This window comes from Lactococcus sp. DD01 (genome assembly GCF_001578715.1).
Classification (GTDB): domain Bacteria; phylum Bacillota; class Bacilli; order Lactobacillales; family Streptococcaceae; genus Lactococcus; species Lactococcus petauri.
In genome coordinates this window covers 16599-31741 of sequence record NZ_KQ968940.1, presented here as the reverse complement: position 1 = coordinate 31741, position 15143 = coordinate 16599, and the positions used below count along the sequence as shown (strand labels likewise).

At 37.9% G+C, this 15143-nt stretch carries 11 protein-coding genes, 2 tRNA genes and 1 pseudogene; all 14 read right to left on the bottom strand.

Going from position 1 to position 15143, the window contains the following annotated elements:
- Positions 1-19: 19 nt before the first annotated feature.
- Positions 20-2056, bottom strand: a complete 2037-nt coding sequence (locus LACDD01_RS07975) for a DUF1430 domain-containing protein (protein WP_061414217.1) — start codon at positions 2054-2056, stop codon at positions 20-22.
- 403 nt (positions 2057-2459) lie between these two features.
- Positions 2460-2533 (bottom strand) — tRNA-Pro (locus LACDD01_RS07970).
- Between the two features lie 54 nt (positions 2534-2587).
- Positions 2588-2661: transfer RNA gene (locus LACDD01_RS07965), tRNA-Arg, on the bottom strand.
- A gap of 118 nt (positions 2662-2779) precedes the next feature.
- Positions 2780-3583, bottom strand: coding sequence for an energy-coupling factor transporter transmembrane component T family protein (locus LACDD01_RS07960; protein WP_019292582.1), 804 nt, complete (start codon positions 3581-3583; stop codon positions 2780-2782).
- Position 3584: 1 nt separating this feature from the next.
- Positions 3585-4430 carry an energy-coupling factor ABC transporter ATP-binding protein gene (locus tag LACDD01_RS07955; protein ID WP_061414214.1) on the bottom strand — a complete coding sequence of 282 codons (846 nt, stop codon included), beginning with the start codon at positions 4428-4430 and terminating at the stop codon, positions 3585-3587.
- Positions 4427-5260 (bottom strand): energy-coupling factor ABC transporter ATP-binding protein, encoded by an 834-nt coding sequence (locus LACDD01_RS07950; protein ID WP_019292584.1) that lies wholly within the window; start codon positions 5258-5260, stop codon positions 4427-4429. Before LACDD01_RS07950 ends, LACDD01_RS07955 begins: the two co-directional genes overlap by 4 nt.
- Before the next feature lie 65 nt (positions 5261-5325).
- Positions 5326-5819 (bottom strand): annotated as a pseudogene (locus LACDD01_RS07945) (DUF2325 domain-containing protein).
- Complete coding sequence (nrdG, locus tag LACDD01_RS07940; RefSeq protein WP_019292586.1) at positions 5816-6415, bottom strand: anaerobic ribonucleoside-triphosphate reductase activating protein; 600 nt, start codon at positions 6413-6415, stop codon at positions 5816-5818. The pseudogene LACDD01_RS07945 and the gene nrdG overlap by 4 nt, the downstream one beginning before the upstream one ends.
- A 195-nt stretch (positions 6416-6610) precedes the next feature.
- Complete coding sequence (locus tag LACDD01_RS07935) at positions 6611-8050, bottom strand: APC family permease (protein WP_061414211.1); 1440 nt, start codon at positions 8048-8050, stop codon at positions 6611-6613.
- Between the two features lie 213 nt (positions 8051-8263).
- Complete coding sequence (gene nrdD, locus LACDD01_RS07930; RefSeq protein ID WP_019292589.1) at positions 8264-10504, bottom strand: anaerobic ribonucleoside-triphosphate reductase; 2241 nt, start codon at positions 10502-10504, stop codon at positions 8264-8266.
- Between the two features lie 159 nt (positions 10505-10663).
- Positions 10664-11176, bottom strand: coding sequence for a cysteine hydrolase family protein (locus LACDD01_RS07925; protein WP_019336043.1), 513 nt, complete (start codon positions 11174-11176; stop codon positions 10664-10666).
- A 104-nt stretch (positions 11177-11280) separates the two neighbouring features.
- Positions 11281-12642: an APC family permease gene (locus LACDD01_RS07920; RefSeq protein ID WP_019291515.1), complete on the bottom strand. Its 1362-nt coding sequence runs from the start codon at positions 12640-12642 to the stop codon at positions 11281-11283.
- A gap of 147 nt (positions 12643-12789) precedes the next feature.
- Positions 12790-13743, bottom strand: a complete 954-nt coding sequence (locus tag LACDD01_RS07915; RefSeq protein WP_061414208.1) for an L-threonine 3-dehydrogenase — start codon at positions 13741-13743, stop codon at positions 12790-12792.
- 66 nt (positions 13744-13809) lie between these two features.
- On the bottom strand, positions 13810-15000 hold the full coding sequence (locus LACDD01_RS07910) for a glycine C-acetyltransferase (RefSeq protein ID WP_014025448.1): 1191 nt from the start codon (positions 14998-15000) through the stop codon (positions 13810-13812).
- Positions 15001-15143: the final 143 nt, after the last annotated feature.

The window sequence follows — 15143 nt, the reverse complement described above, 5'->3', positions numbered from 1 at the left end:
CACTTTCCCCTTTAAAGATTTAATTAGACTGTCTTTTTTCAACTCTAAACAAAGTCATACTGACTATAATGACATTGAGTACCATGGCCAGAAAGATATTAATAACAAATTCTTTGCTGATTTCAGACAAGAATACAGCTATAGATAAACCCATCATTAGTTCGAATAGCAACAATAAAAAGACTGAGGCATAAGCTTCAAAAAAAGAATAACCGTTTAGCCTTAGCAAATAAAATTTTTTATTATGATACTGGAAAAAATAGGCAGTGGTAAGTAAGCAAACAATGGAAAAGACAAATACAGTCAATAGGGAGCTGATTAATAAAGAGCTGAGCGAACCAGACAGGCTTTTTATTAGCGTAATCTCTGACTTTTCATAGGGGACAAAAGAAGGTAAATTATCTGTTAACTTGTTTTTCTCTAAAAGCCCGCTAAGCTTTTCACTTGACTGCCCAGCTGTTTTTATTTTGATTGGCGGATACATAGCACCACTAAAAATATTCCTTTCCCAACTGTCGCTGTTTTTGAGTGTTAAAATATCTAAAATAGGATAGTCATCAATCCATGGCTTATTGGGAACAAAACTGTAGACAGGTTGTTTATCTTTGATATAGATAATCTCCTTTAATTTATCCTCAAATTGGAGTAAGTCTTTAAAATAGTATTCTTCTATCTTCTTTAAGTCATCACTTCCCTTGAATCTTTCGGGAATGAGTAATATCCTTTTTTCTTCACTTTCTTCTATAAGGACTCTCTGATTATTTTCATCTAAAATCTCGAATTTTTTTAAATAATTAGGGTTGAGTTGTATCGTTCGTCCAAACACTTCGTTCTCTTTTATATTATAATGTTCTATATTTACCAGCAAGCTCCCGTTTTGGTTTAAATAGCGATAAATCTCCTCCTCTTCTTCTGCTCTAGAATCCTTGTCATGGTCAAATTCAAGTTGATTTTTTCCCACAACAACGGGGTAAAAAACATGATAGTTATCTTCACTTATTTTTTTAGGCACTTTACTATTAAAGGTGATACTGGATGTTTGATACATAATCCTTGCTAAATCTAGGTGAGTTGCGACTAGCATCATCAGAAAAATAAGTTTTATCGCTGTTGGCAATACGTTGATAAATAACTTTTCTCCTTTATTTTTACTCTCTTTTTTTCTCCGACCTAACTTCTCCACGACATAAACCATCATCATCAACCAAACATAACTCAAGGCTAGGAGTAGTCCAACATTTATCATAAAATTAACACAATAGATGCGTGAAATGCTTCCTAATAAATAGGTAAGTAAAGCAATGGATGCAAAAATACAAGTTGCATACCCCTTGCCGATAAAGTTATTTATACTCGCTACGATAGAATAGCCATTTTGTCGTAAAATATGAATTTTTTTATGAACCGAAAAAATCCAAAAACTCAACATCACCGTAAAAAAGGTTATGCCAATCTTTAAATAGCTTGAAATATTGTAAATGTCCCTACCCGATGATAATTCATAACTTTCACTTTTTTCAAAATCTGCAAAATCTTTGTAAGTATAGTTCTCATCAAAAGCTTTGTTATAAGTATTTTTAATCTGTTCTACCGTATCTTTATATTTGTTTTTATCCTCTGTTTTTATAAAAACTTGCCACTCAAATTCATTTTTATTTTTTAAATTATCTATACCGTCTATAGTTAAGACTGATTTACTCAATGGAGGGCTGTACACGCTTTTTTGATGCGTCTGAGGTACATACAAGGTTATCTCTGCTTTTTCTAGGAACTTAAAATTGATCCCTTCTTTGATAAAGTACCCTTGGTCTACAACTTTATAGAGTGTAAATAATCCCTCCTGTTTTGAAATTTTTTCTATAATATCAATCGCGCTGTCGTTCTCTTTTTTATTCGTTATTTTTTTAGGTTTTTTTACAGGAGAATAACTATACGTATATCTAAAAAAGTCTGTCACTTTATCTCTTGAATATTGCTCTACCTGAAAAATAAACATTCCAAATAAAATGCTGAGTAGAAGAATAGCAAGATTAAATTTTAAAATTCTTTTTTTCAAAAAAGCCTCATTTCAGTTAGTACTTTTATTCTCAAGGTCTGTTTTCTACTATTTTTTGATCTGTTCTGCAATGTTGACTTCACATCCTCCTATTCACAATAAATTTTATTCATGGCACACTATTATCCGTAAAAAAATATGAAATATAACAAAAAAAATCAAAAAAACTTTTTAACTGCTACTTCTAGAATTGCAATACTTCTTGATATGTCCTATTTGCTTTGTTCTATATAGCACGCCCTGATACTAGAGTGACAATATTAATACCAAATCAAAGCAAAACAAAAAATAGACTCCAAAGAATCTATTCTTTAACTCACTAACTCCAACCACAATACAGGCTCAGTTTTCATTTCCAACAAAAAAACTCATCTACGAAAGATGAGTTAGGGTTAGTCGGTAATCGGGAAGACAGGATTCGAACCTGCGACACCTTGGTCCCAAACCAAGTACTCTACCAAGCTGAGCTACTTCCCGAAGGTATGAAAATTTTTTACAATAATAAAACGGGCAAGCCCGAATTAATTATTATGCACCCGGCAGGATTCGAACCTGCAACCGCCTGATTCGTAGTCAGGTACTCTATCCAGTTGAGCCACGGGTGCGTTTTTTAACTACTTGATTATTATAGCAAATCAACTTTGCGAATGCAAGAATAAACTCATAATTAAACAAAAAAACCGAAATTATTCAGTTTTTTTATTCTAAAAGTAGCTGCGCGAATTAACGACTAAAGGTATTCCATGACAGTAAGAGAGCAGCCAATATAAAAATACTCAGTAATAAAATAAAATCATTTTTCGACCATTTGAGCTGACGATATTTACTGCGCCCATCGCCTCCTTGATAGCCTCGTGACTCCATGGCAACTGCTAAATCTTCTGCACGGCGGAAGCTCGAAACAAAGAGCGGAATCAATATCGGGATAATCGAGCGGACTTTTTGCAAGAGATTCCCTTCACCAAAATCCATACCTCTTGCCTTTTGGGCATTCATAATCATGGTTGTATCGTCCATCAATGTTGGAATAAAGCGAAGTGAAATCGAAAGCATAAGTCCTAATTCATGTACCGGTACCTTGATTTTCTTCAAAGGTGCTAAACCAGTTTCAATACCATCTGCCAAGGTTAGCGGCGGCGTGGTCAATGTGAGTACTGTTGACATAAAGATAATTAACACAAAGCGGAAGAAAATATAGAGTGCGTTAATTAAGCTCTCTGTTGATATTTTCAATATCCAAAATTGAAAAATAATATGTTCTCCAGGTGTAAACAGCATCTGAAAAATAACTGTAAATAAAATCAAGCCAATCATCGGTCTTAGACCTTTAAGGAAATAAGAAATAGAAATTCCTGATAAAAGGACACCAGCAAAAGTGTAAAGAATTAAGAGTAAATAGCCTAACCAGTCATGTGCAAAGAAAATCACGATAACAAAAATAAACATGACTAAAAGTTTGCTTCGAGGATCCAGACGATGAATCAGCGAATTTCCAGGGATGTAACGTCCCATAAGCATATTTTGCATTCTACTTTTTCGCCTCCTTCAGCATTTGAATCAACTCTTGACGTTTGATAGGCAAGCGGTCAAAGACCACACCTCGCTGCTCTAACTTGACAGCAAATTCCGTTGTTTTAGGTACACCAAGCTCATGCTGCATCAAAAATTCAACATTTTGAAAAACGTCTTGAGGACTACCTGATGAAATAACACGTCCTTTTTCTAAGAGATACACCTTGTCTGCATATTCGGCCACATCATCCATATTATGTGTGACCAAAACAACTGTCTGCCCTTCTTGATGTAGGTGACTAAAGAGCTGCATCATCTCGATGCGGGCTTTGGGGTCCAATCCAGCAGTGGGTTCATCAAGAACTAAAACTTTAGGTTCCATTGCTAAAATCCCCGCAATGGCAACACGGCGCATTTGTCCACCTGATAATTCAAAAGGCGATTTTTCAAAGTTTTTTTCTGCTAGACCGACAAGCTCGAGCTTTTCACGCGCAATTTTAAGCGCCTCTTCTTGCGAAACACCAAAGTTTTGTGGACCAAAAGCAACATCTTTCAAAACCGTTTCTTCAAAAAGCTGACTTTCTGGAAACTGGAAAACAACCCCCACCTTTTTACGTGCTGGCTTGATTTCTTTTTGTTTACTGCTGGCCTGAATGACAATATCATCAATATTGACCTTACCTTCTGTAGGTTGCAACAGGCCATTAAGATGTTGTAATAGTGTTGATTTCCCTGAACCTGTATGGCCAATAAGGGCAGTATAACTTCCTTCTGCCACCTCTAAATTGATGTCAAAGAGCGCTCGACTCGCAAAGGGAGTATTCGGTTGGTAAGTGAAATTTACCTTATCAAATTTAATCATTTTCTCAGTCTTTCTGCTAAGAGTTCTGCCAGTTCTTCTTCATTTAAATATTTTTCTGGCAAGTTAAAGTCCGCTCGTAAATCCTCGGCTAAGTTCGATGTGAAAGGCATATCTAAACCAATATTAATCATATCCTCACCAGAACCAAAAAGTTCCTCTGGCTTGGCGGATTTGATAATTTTACCCGCACGCATGACCAATACACGATCAGACAGGGTAGCTTCATCAAGGTCATGAGTAATCGAGAGCACTGTAAGATTATATTCTGCCTTAATTTCACGGATAACGCGCATGATTTCAGCACGTCCTGTCGGATCAAGCATGGAAGTTGCCTCATCAAGAATAATAATTTCTGGACGCAATGCGATAATCCCTGCAATAGCAACACGCTGTTTTTGTCCACCAGATAATCGTGCAGGTTCCTTGCCTTTAAACTCTAGCATATTGACTTGTTTTAAAGCCTGGTCCACACGCAAAATCATCTCTTCACGAGGAATACCCTGATTTTCCATTCCAAATGCGACGTCGTCCTCAACAGTTGCTCCAACAAATTGATTGTCAGGGTTTTGGAAAACCATTCCTATTTTTTGACGAAGTGCCCAAACGTTCTCCGAACTTAAAATTTGTCCGTCAATTTTTATATTTCCAGATACATTTTCAAGTAAACCGTCAATAGCACGAGCTGTGGTTGACTTTCCTGAACCATTTTGACCAATGATAGAAACCCACTCTCCTGCTTGGACAGCAAAAGATACCCCATCTAAAGTGGGCGCTTCTTGATCTTCTTCATATTTGAAAGTTAGATTTTCTACTTCGAGGATTTTATTCATAAAACTAATTATACCAAATGACTTGCATTTTCGCTATCTCTCATTTTTGCAAAAAAGCCCTGATGTCAGGGCTTAAACATTTTTGCAAAATCAACTTCCTCTTCAGTAACTTTGAAGTCCTTCAGAGCCGATTTTAAGGCAAGATTTTTTGCTTTCTTGGGTAGCTGGTACTTTTCTTCAGAATTGTTCGTAGAAGGATTAGCCAACTTTTGTTGCGGACTTTTTTTCTTGGCATTTTTGGCTTCATAGTTTTTTCGGACAACTTTATTTCCGGAAAGGCAAGCTTAAGCTTTTCAATAATCTTTTCTACACCGAAATTACTGCCTATCCAGAAAGGTGTATCACTCGCTTTTGCTGCTTCTTTTGCAAATCGAACTGAAGCATGAGCGACATTGAGGTTCCGAATCATCACAAAGTCAGCTTGCGCCACTAATTGGTCAATTTCGGAACGCCTAGGTTTTTTCTTGTCAAAACCGAGAAAGCCAATTTCTACAGCTGCTAGTCCTTCACGTAAGTCATGCCAATAGCCTGATTCACAAATTACTAACACAGTTTTCATATTAGCTTTTCCTTATGAATTTGTTCTACAGCTGCTTTACCGTCATTAAGTTTTTCCCAGATGACTACTCGATGCTCAGCGAGGGATTTTTTCACATCAATAATTCGTTGATTTGAAGAGCCTCTAAATTGGAGCAATAAGTTTTTCTTACTGAGTTTAAAGCGACCGTCAACAAGTATATCAATATTTCGCAAAAGCTCAAGTTTGGTTTCATCCTCTTGTAGAAGCTCTTCCCAAGTATAACCCGTCCAAGACCAAATATCCTTTTCAGGAAGTTCTGCGCGTATACGTTTGACCAGCGGTAAAGCAACGCCAGTATTGAGGAAAGGCTCACCACCAAGTAATGTCAATCCCTGAACATAAGACTGGCTCAAGTCAGCCATGATTCTTTCTTCTAATTCTTTTGTATATGGACTACCGTAACGGAAATTCCAAGTTGCTTGATTATAGCATCCTTCGCAGTGGAATTTACAGCCGGATAAGTAAAGCGAGCAACGTACACCTTCTCCATCAACAAAATTGAAAGGCTTATAATCTGAAACATAGCCCTGTTCCAAATCCGCAGCAAGCCACTCTTGTGGTTTTGGATTATTCATCTGCCATTACTCCTATCTCTATTTTATCTAAAATTTCACAATTCATCCTCTTAATCACAATGAAGAGGATATCATGCAGACAAGCCTGATAAAGCTTGACGTTCCTCATTAGACCCTTTAGGGCAATGAGAGTAGCGTATCAAAAAATGAGCAATTTCTTCCGAAACTACTCATTCTATTATACTACTTTTTAGACTAAATCATTTGATTTTTTTGCTCACGACGCGCAATAAATGGAAGGAGCATCCCTAAAAGAATCAAGACAACTGGTGTCAAAATGTTCGAAGTCAATTGGAACCACCAAGCCGAAGGGTCGGCAGCAAAATCTACTTTTGGTACCATACCAAGGACACATGCTACTAAAGTGAACAAGAAACACCAGATACCAGCAAACATCGCCAAGCGTTTTTGCTTGATAAATTTGTATTCAGAAGTAAAGTGTTTAATCGCACGATTAAGCATGATAAAGGCGAAGAATACCCACATGTAGCGCATTGGCATCACCACTGAGTTTAAGTTTGTCAGCCATTTGACCAATTCGTTCATGTTTCCTATTCCAAGCAAAGGCATCAAAATAACGATACTTACCAAAATTCCTGTCAATACGAAACCATTGATCAATGTTCCTTTGGCAGTCGTTTTACGTAGCCAAGCTGGAACAAATTGTGGATCTGCATCCGCAAGCAAAATACGCAATGGCGCATCTATTGAAAAGGCAAGCGCAGCAATTTGACCGATACCTTGTGTAAAGGCATAAACATACATCAGGCTATTGCCAATACCATAGTGTTCGCCAAGCATTTGAAAGGCAGCATAGGCACCATTGGCCATGAGGTCATCAGGCAAGTTACCACTTGTAAAGAGCATACCCATCGCAACTGAGCCAAGAACGGCACAGACACCGACCATTGCAGCAAGCATAAACATTGCTTTTGGAAACTCACGTGCAGGACTCTTCATTTGGTTGACATAAGGTGAAATTTTTTCTGCACCACCAACCGCAAAGACTAGCATAGAGATTGTTGTGAAGTAACTGAAGTCGAATTTAGGGATATACGTGTTGATATTTCCCATATCTGGCGTTGCGATTGCAAAGTCTTTTGCAATAAAAGGAACGCTGACAGCCATCACGATAAAGAGCAAGCTCATGACAAACATTGCTGTTCCTGCAAGTCCCCCAATAACTTTAAGCGTGTTTAAGCCTTTTGTTGCGAGCCAGAGGAAGAGAAGGAAAATAATCAATGAAATGATGGCAACCATCGGAACAGACATCAAACTTACAAGCTGTCCATCTCCACGACCAATCCAACCAAAGGCAATCAAAATAGCTTGAGGTTTTTGGGCCAGATAAGGGATATGCACAACCCAATATGTCCAGGCTGCATAGTAGGCAAGACGTTTTGTTGAAGTTTGTTCAACCCACGAACTTACGCCTCCTTTACTGTCTTTAAAAGTTGAGCCTAACTGCCCAACAATAAGTGCATAAGGTACAAAGTAAAGCGCCAAAATCAAAATCCATGAGGTAACAACTGTGATCCCTTGCTGGGCGAAGTTATTGACCACATTTCCCATGCCCCAAACCATGTTGAAGGCGATAAATGCGACGGTAAACCATCTAATTTTTTTAGTGTCCATATTACTCCTTAAAATTTTTTATCACTCTGCGGACAAGACAAAGTAATTTTTTACGCGCCTTTTACAAATGTAAAAAAGCGGTTGCATTAAAATTATAAAATAAAACTTAAACACTGTCAATATTATTCTTGAATTTTCACTAAAATTTTAAATTTGTCCCTGCTTTTTTATCTTTTCATAAAAAAAAATGAATCCTAAGATTCACTTTTTACTTTATTTTACAAACTTGCTCTTTGCATGATCTACAGCTTCACTGTCAATGCTCTCGCCATCTTCAAGAACACCTACAGAGCCATTCATATGTTTGACACGCGCTGATATTTCTTTATGACGGCCATGAACCATAGGGCGAGCTTGAGGGTTACCTAGGTACCCACATGTTCGTTTTACCACATCACATGTTTGTGGGTTAGCATTGTCACATTGGGGACATTTAAAGCCACGCTCAGTCGCAGTAAAGTCTCCTTCGAAACCACACTCATAACAATGGTCAATCGGTGCATTTGTTCCCAAATAGCCGATACGATCATAAGCAAAGTCCCAAACGGCTTCAAGTGCACGAGGATTTTGTTGAATCATTGGATATTCCGCATAGTGGATAAAACCTCCGTTGGCATAAACGGGATAATCTTTTTCAAATTCCAATTTTTCAAATGGAGTTGGATTTTTACGCACATCATAATGGAAGCTGTTCGTATAGTAATCTTTATCGGTGATATCCGCAACAGAACCAAATTTCTCCTTATCCATACGACAGAAACGGTCTGTCAGACTTTCACTTGGTGTAGAGTAAACAGAGAAATGATAACCGGTTTCTTTACTCCAGTCTTTACAATCTTGGTTCATACGTTTTACGATTTCCAAAGTAAAGTCTTTTGCTTCCTTGTTATTTTCCCACGTTGGTCCATAGAAACTTGTTGCAACTTCATAAAGGCCGATATAGCCAAGGGAAACTGTTGCACGTTCATTTTTATAAAGCTCATCGACTGAATCTTCAGCTTTCAAGCGACCCAAGGCCCCATTCATAAAGAGTATAGGGGCATTTTTGGGTTGGGCTTCTTTTGTACGGTTAACACGGAAAACCAAAGCATCCTTAGCAATGGCAATGCGTTCATTAAAAATTTCCCAGAACTTTTCTTTATCGCCTGCCGCTTCAAGTGCAATACGTGGAAGGTTTACCGTTACTACTCCGAGGTTATTACGGCCCGCAGTTACTTCATTGCCCTTTTCATCTTTCCAACCATGAAGGAAGCTACGGCATCCCATACTTGCTTTAAATGAACCTGTTAACTCGACAATCTTGTCATAAGACAAGATATCTGGATACATACGCTTTGTGGCACACTCTAGTGCCAAGTTTTTAATGTCATAGTTTGGCGTACCGACTTCAAGATTCAAACCACGCTTCAAGGTGAAAATTAATTTAGGGAAAATAGCTGTACGATGCTCTTTTCCTAAACCTCCGATACGGACTTTCAGGATAGCTTTTTGGATTTCACGTGCATACCAGTCTTCTCCTAAACCAAAACCAACTGTAACAAAAGGTGTTTGCCCATTTGAAGTAAAAAGCGTATTGATTTCATATTCCAAAGATTGCATCGCATCATAGATATCTTTTTTAGTTTTTGCTTGAGCATAGGCTTCGCGTTTTTCCGGTTGCTCAATCCACTCTTCCGCATCTTTTAAATGCTTCGCATAGTTTAATTTTGCATAAGGTGCTAAAATTTCATCAGCACGGTCAAATGAACAGCCGCCGTATTGTGAGCTAGCTACATTTGCAATAATTTGTGAAGCTTGAGCAGTTGCTGTTTGAATGGACTTAGGTGAATCTACTTGAGCATTCCCTAATTTAAAGCCATTTTCAAACATATTTTTAAAGTCAATCAAACAACAATTTGACATCGTTGTGAAGGGAGAATAATCTAAGTCATGATAATGAATTTCCCCTTTTTGGTGGGCATTCGCTACATGAGGAGGGAGCATCTTTAAACCAATGGCTTTAGAAACAGCACCTGCAGTTAAATCACGCTGTGTATTGAAAACATCGCTATCCTTGTTGGCATTCTCATTGACAACCGTTTGGTCCTTGTTGATCAATTTTTCGATGGTAAAGTTAATGTCTGTTGCCTTACTTCTTTCAAGATCACGTTGTGTGCGATAAGTTGTGTAAACTTCCGCCCACTTTGTTTCACCAAGTTCCATCAACAGATGTTCCACAATACTTTGAATTTCATAAATCTTAACATTATCCGTAAAACGTGTGAATATTTCGTGCACTACACGATCGCAGATTTCTGCTATACGCTCCTCTGAAGCCGGAGGTACTATTTCGTCCCCAGCTTTTTGCAACGCCTCAAAAATTTTGCTGCTGTCAAACTTTACGGAGCGACCATCACGCTTAATCACACTGATTTCTCGATCTGTTACAACAGTGCTTTCCTCAACCATTTTCATTGTTTCGTTCCCCCATTTTTTAATTCCTTGTGCTTCTATTCTATCAAATAAATTTTCCTTTTTCCACTATATCTAGTGTCATTTTTTATGAAAACAAAAGAAAGCACACTATATATAGTGTTGAGGCCAAAAATAAAAAAAGAGCTATTTTTGCTCTTTTTAGTCATTAATCACATTAATTTGACAAGATTTCATTGTTTCTAAAGCTGCACGATGACTTTCTGGAGTTACACCCGCACAACATGAGGCATCAACAGTAATTTTTACTTCTGGAGCAAATGACTTAATCAATAAAGCATTTGAAACCACACATATATCCGTACAGATACCAATGAGTTCCACTTGCTCCACATTCTCATTGCGGATATATTCTGCAAGCTCTACTGAACCAAAGATATTTTTTTCGAACACACGTTGAAAGCCAACTTGTGCTTCCTTACGTATTTCCCAACCCTGAGTACCTTTTTGACAGTGAATTACTGGCAAGTTTTGTCCTTCTTGAGTTGTTAGGTAATCTTCAAAGTGTGTATCTTGTGTAGCCAGTCGTTCACTTTCAGCGTAAGACACCAACTTCTCAATAACCCTTGGAACAATAGCTTGCGCTTCTTTTGTGCCCAAAGAACCATCTATAAAATCATTTTGAAAGTCAATCAATACCAGTAATTTTTTCATAAGCAAATTATAGCAAATTTACTTTAAAAAGCAAATACTGATAAAAAATAAGCTCTCCTTCCAGATCCAAAAGAAAAACTCCACACTCGGAGTTTTTTTCTATATTAACGATGGTACTTCTTGTCTAGATGGTTGTATACAGGAAGACCAATTAAAGTAAAGACAACACCAACCAAGGCTGGAACTTGGTTACTCATATAGTCTGAACTAATCAAGGTCATGACTAAGATGAAGACACCACCAATGATTGCAATAATTGGAATAACTGGATAAAGTGGTACTTTATATGGACGGACTAATTCTGGTTCGCGCTTACGTAAGATAAAGACCGTTATGAAAACCATAGTGTAGAAAATCCAAATTACAAAGACCAACATATTTGTTAAGAAGTCAAAAGCATCGCTTGAAAGCATTGTTACAACTAACATGATTGCTGCAATTGCAACTTGCAGAATACCTGAGTTTACGGGCACGCCGCTCGCTGAGAGCTTTTTAAACGTTCTCCAGAAAGGGAAAGATTTCTCTGTTGCCAAAGCGTATGATGCACGCATTCCTGTCATTGAATAACCATTAATTGTACCGTAAACAGAAATTAAGATACCAATTGTGACAAGTTTACCTCCCATACCACCAAAAATTGTATTGGCAACAATAGCAGGGAGATTCGGATCATTTTCCATCAAGGTTGGAATACCTAAAGTACGAATATAAGCTGCATTGATAAAGACATATACAAACATGATAGCAACAATACCAAGAATAATCGCACGAGGCAAATGTTTAGCAGGGTTTTTCATTTCACCGGCAATATTACCAGCATAAATCCAACCGTCATAGGCAAACATAGTTGCTAAAAGACCTGAACCAATTGCAGACGCCAAGGATAAGTTTTCTCCTGCTGTAATAGGAAGCAATTGGAAATCAACACCACCAGGACGAAGTAACCCAACAACAACAATCAAGGCAATCGGAATTAACTTAATCACTGTTGTAACGGACTGAAGGCCTCCCGCAGCTTTAGAACTAATGAAGTTAATTAAGGTAACTGTAATTGCTGCAATTACACCGACTATTGCAGTGTTAGCTGCGCTCACATTCATCCCAAACAAATTTAAAAATTGTGTACCAAATACAACAGAGAGTGCTGCAATATTTGCAGGGAAATAGATAATAGACTGTGCCCAACCTAAGAGAAATGACCAACGTTTACCAAAACCACGTTGAATATAGCGAATCATCCCACCTGTTTCAGGGATAGCAGCAGCAAGTTCTGCAGCAGTTAATCCCCCACAAATTGAAATGATACCACCAAGTATCCAAACCAATATGTGCAATCCTGGTTGGCCTGTGAGTTCCGCAACTCGTCCAGCCTTGAAGAATACACCTGCACCAATAACCGTACCCATTACTGTTGTAAGGGCAGGGAAGAAACCAAGCGTTCGCTTCATTTCATTTTTTTGTTCCATAAGAGCTCCTCTTTCAAAGATAAATTTTTGATAAGATTAATAATAACAATGCTGACTCCTAACATCAGCATTAGAGAGTAATCTTGTAACCGATTACTCTCTTATTTTAACATAATTTTAGATTTTGTGATGGGATGAACTTAGTTTTTAGCTTTTTAATTTTTCTGTAAGTTTTTCAAGCATTTCTTTCGTCATTGCATCTAAATCATATTTAGGATTGAAGCCCCATTCTTCTTTGGCACAAGTTGCATCGATAGAGTTTGGCCAGCTGTCTGCGATACCTTGACGGACTGGATCTACATCATAATCCATTGTAAAGTCTGGCATGAATTTTTTGATTGATGCAGCAATTTCTTCAGGCTCAAAACTCATCGCAGTAATATTAAAAGCATTACGGTTTACTAATTTGTCTGCAGGTGCATTCATCAAGTCAACAATGGCATCGATAGCATCAGGCATGTACATCATATCCATCTTTGTGCCTTCAGCGATAAAGCTTGAGTAATGACCATTTTTAATTGCCTCGTAGTAGATATCTACAGCATAGTCTGTCGTTCCTCCACCAGGCAATGTTTTATAAGAAATCAAACCTGGGAAACGTACACCACGTGTATCAACACCAAATTTAGTGTAGTAGTAATCACAAAGCAATTCCATAGAAACTTTAGTCACACCGTACATTGTATTTGGACGTTGAATAGTTACTTGAGGTGTGTTGTCCATTGGAGTGCTTGGTCCAAAGGCAGCAATAGATGATGGTGAGAAGTATTGGAGGTTAAGTTCACGCGCTGTTTCTAAGGCATTAACCAAGCCACCCATATTCAAATTCCAAGCAAATTGTGGTTTTGCTTCTGCAACAGCTGAAAGAAGTGAGGCCAAGTGGATAATTGTATCCACACCATTATCTTTAGCAATTGCCATCATTTTGTCACGGTCCATGACGTCCAAAATTTCAAAATGGCCGTCAGTCACAACTGGATTACCTTCAACTTCACGTACATCTGTTGCGATAACATTATCAACCCCAAGATCTTTCCGAAGACGTTCTGTTAATTCTGATCCGATTTGTCCGAGTGCGCCTGTGATGAGTACTTTTTTCATTATATTTTCTCCAATATATTTGTTGTATGCTTACTTGTAATAGAAAGTTTTTATTGCCCCAAGAAATTAAATCAAGCCGATCTCTTTACCTACTTTGGCAAAAACAGCAACAGCTTCATCTAACATTTCTTTCGTATGCGCTGCTGTAGGCATTGCACGTACACGTCCTGTTCCAAGTGGTACAGTTGGGAATACGATAGGTTTAACATAGACGCCATTTTCAATCAATTTCTTAGAAAACTCTTGTGTTTTTGCTTCATCTCCAAGAATCACTGGTGTGATTGGTGTTTCAGATACACCTGTATCAAAGCCGGCTTTTTGTAATTCTTCTTTGAAGTATTTTGCGTTGTCCCAAAGTGTTTCGACATATTCTGGATGATCATGCATTAAGACAAAGGCTTCTTTTGCTGCTGCTGCTGCACCCGGTGTCAATGAAGTTGAGAAAAGGAAAGGACGTCCTTGTGATTTAAGCCAATCAACCAAAAGTTTTGATCCCGCTACATATCCGCCTACTACACCAATCGCTTTTGAAAGAGTACCGATTTGGAAGTCAATCTTATCTTGCAAGCCAAAATGTTTTACTGTACCGGCTCCGCCGCCCATAACACCAGAACCATGCGCATCATCAACATAAGTAATCAAATCATATTTTTCAGCGATTTCAACAATTTCTGGCAATTTAGCAACGTCCCCATCCATTGAGAACACACCGTCTGTGATGTACATTACTTTATTGTATTCACCAGACTCAGTCGCTTCTTTTGCTTTTGCTTCAAGGTCAGCCATATCTTGATGCTTAACACGGATAATTTTAGCACCTGAGAGACGACATCCGTCAATAATTGAGGCATGGTTTAGTTCATCTGAAAGAATCGCATCACCTTTTTTCATTACGGCGCTAATCGCTCCCATATTACAATTGAAACCTGATTGAAACGCAATCGCGGCTTCTGTGCCTTTAAATTCAGCGATTGTTTTTTCTAATTCAATGTGTATATCTAAAGTGCCGTTGATAGTACGTACTGCACCAGCTCCAGCTCCATATTTATCTGTTGCATCTTTTGTTGCTTGAATTAATTCAGGACGTGTCGCAAATCCCAAATAGTTATTTGAAGCAAGGTTAATCATCTTGTTGCCCGCAACTGTAATTTCAGGACCATTAGCGCTATCTAAAACGTCAATTGTGTTGAGCAAACCCTTTTGTTTAAGGTCTCCAAGCCCATTTTCGAGGAACTGTGTTAAAACTTTTGAAGTCATTCTATAACCTTCTTTCAATTTTTAGTTACAAGTTTTGTAACCGTTTACAGTAAGTTTAACACTTTTTTTTTACTCATGCAAGGATTTTTTGCACTTTGATTAAACTTTAATTTAAATTACATGTCTTTGTGAATTTCGTGATG

Excerpts from the sequence above, each read along its gene's own strand:
- LACDD01_RS07950 (WP_019292584.1), bottom strand. The coding sequence starts at position 5,260 with ATGAATAAAATCCTCGAAGTAGAAAATCTAACTTTCAAATATGAAGAA.
- nrdG (WP_019292586.1), bottom strand. The coding sequence starts at position 6,415 with ATGAATAATCCAAAACCACAAGAGTGGCTTGCTGCGGATTTGGAACAG.
- LACDD01_RS07910 (WP_014025448.1), bottom strand. The coding sequence starts at position 15,000 with ATGACTTCAAAAGTTTTAACACAGTTCCTCGAAAATGGGCTTGGAGAC.
- LACDD01_RS07920 (WP_019291515.1), bottom strand. The coding sequence starts at position 12,642 with ATGGAACAAAAAAATGAAATGAAGCGAACGCTTGGTTTCTTCCCTGCC.
- LACDD01_RS07955 (WP_061414214.1), bottom strand. The coding sequence starts at position 4,430 with ATGATTAAATTTGATAAGGTAAATTTCACTTACCAACCGAATACTCCC.
- LACDD01_RS07915 (WP_061414208.1), bottom strand. The coding sequence starts at position 13,743 with ATGAAAAAAGTACTCATCACAGGCGCACTCGGACAAATCGGATCAGAA.
- LACDD01_RS07935 (WP_061414211.1), bottom strand. The coding sequence starts at position 8,050 with ATGGACACTAAAAAAATTAGATGGTTTACCGTCGCATTTATCGCCTTC.
- LACDD01_RS07925 (WP_019336043.1), bottom strand. The coding sequence starts at position 11,176 with ATGAAAAAATTACTGGTATTGATTGACTTTCAAAATGATTTTATAGAT.
- LACDD01_RS07960 (WP_019292582.1), bottom strand. The coding sequence starts at position 3,583 with ATGCAAAATATGCTTATGGGACGTTACATCCCTGGAAATTCGCTGATT.
- nrdD (WP_019292589.1), bottom strand. The coding sequence starts at position 10,504 with ATGAAAATGGTTGAGGAAAGCACTGTTGTAACAGATCGAGAAATCAGT.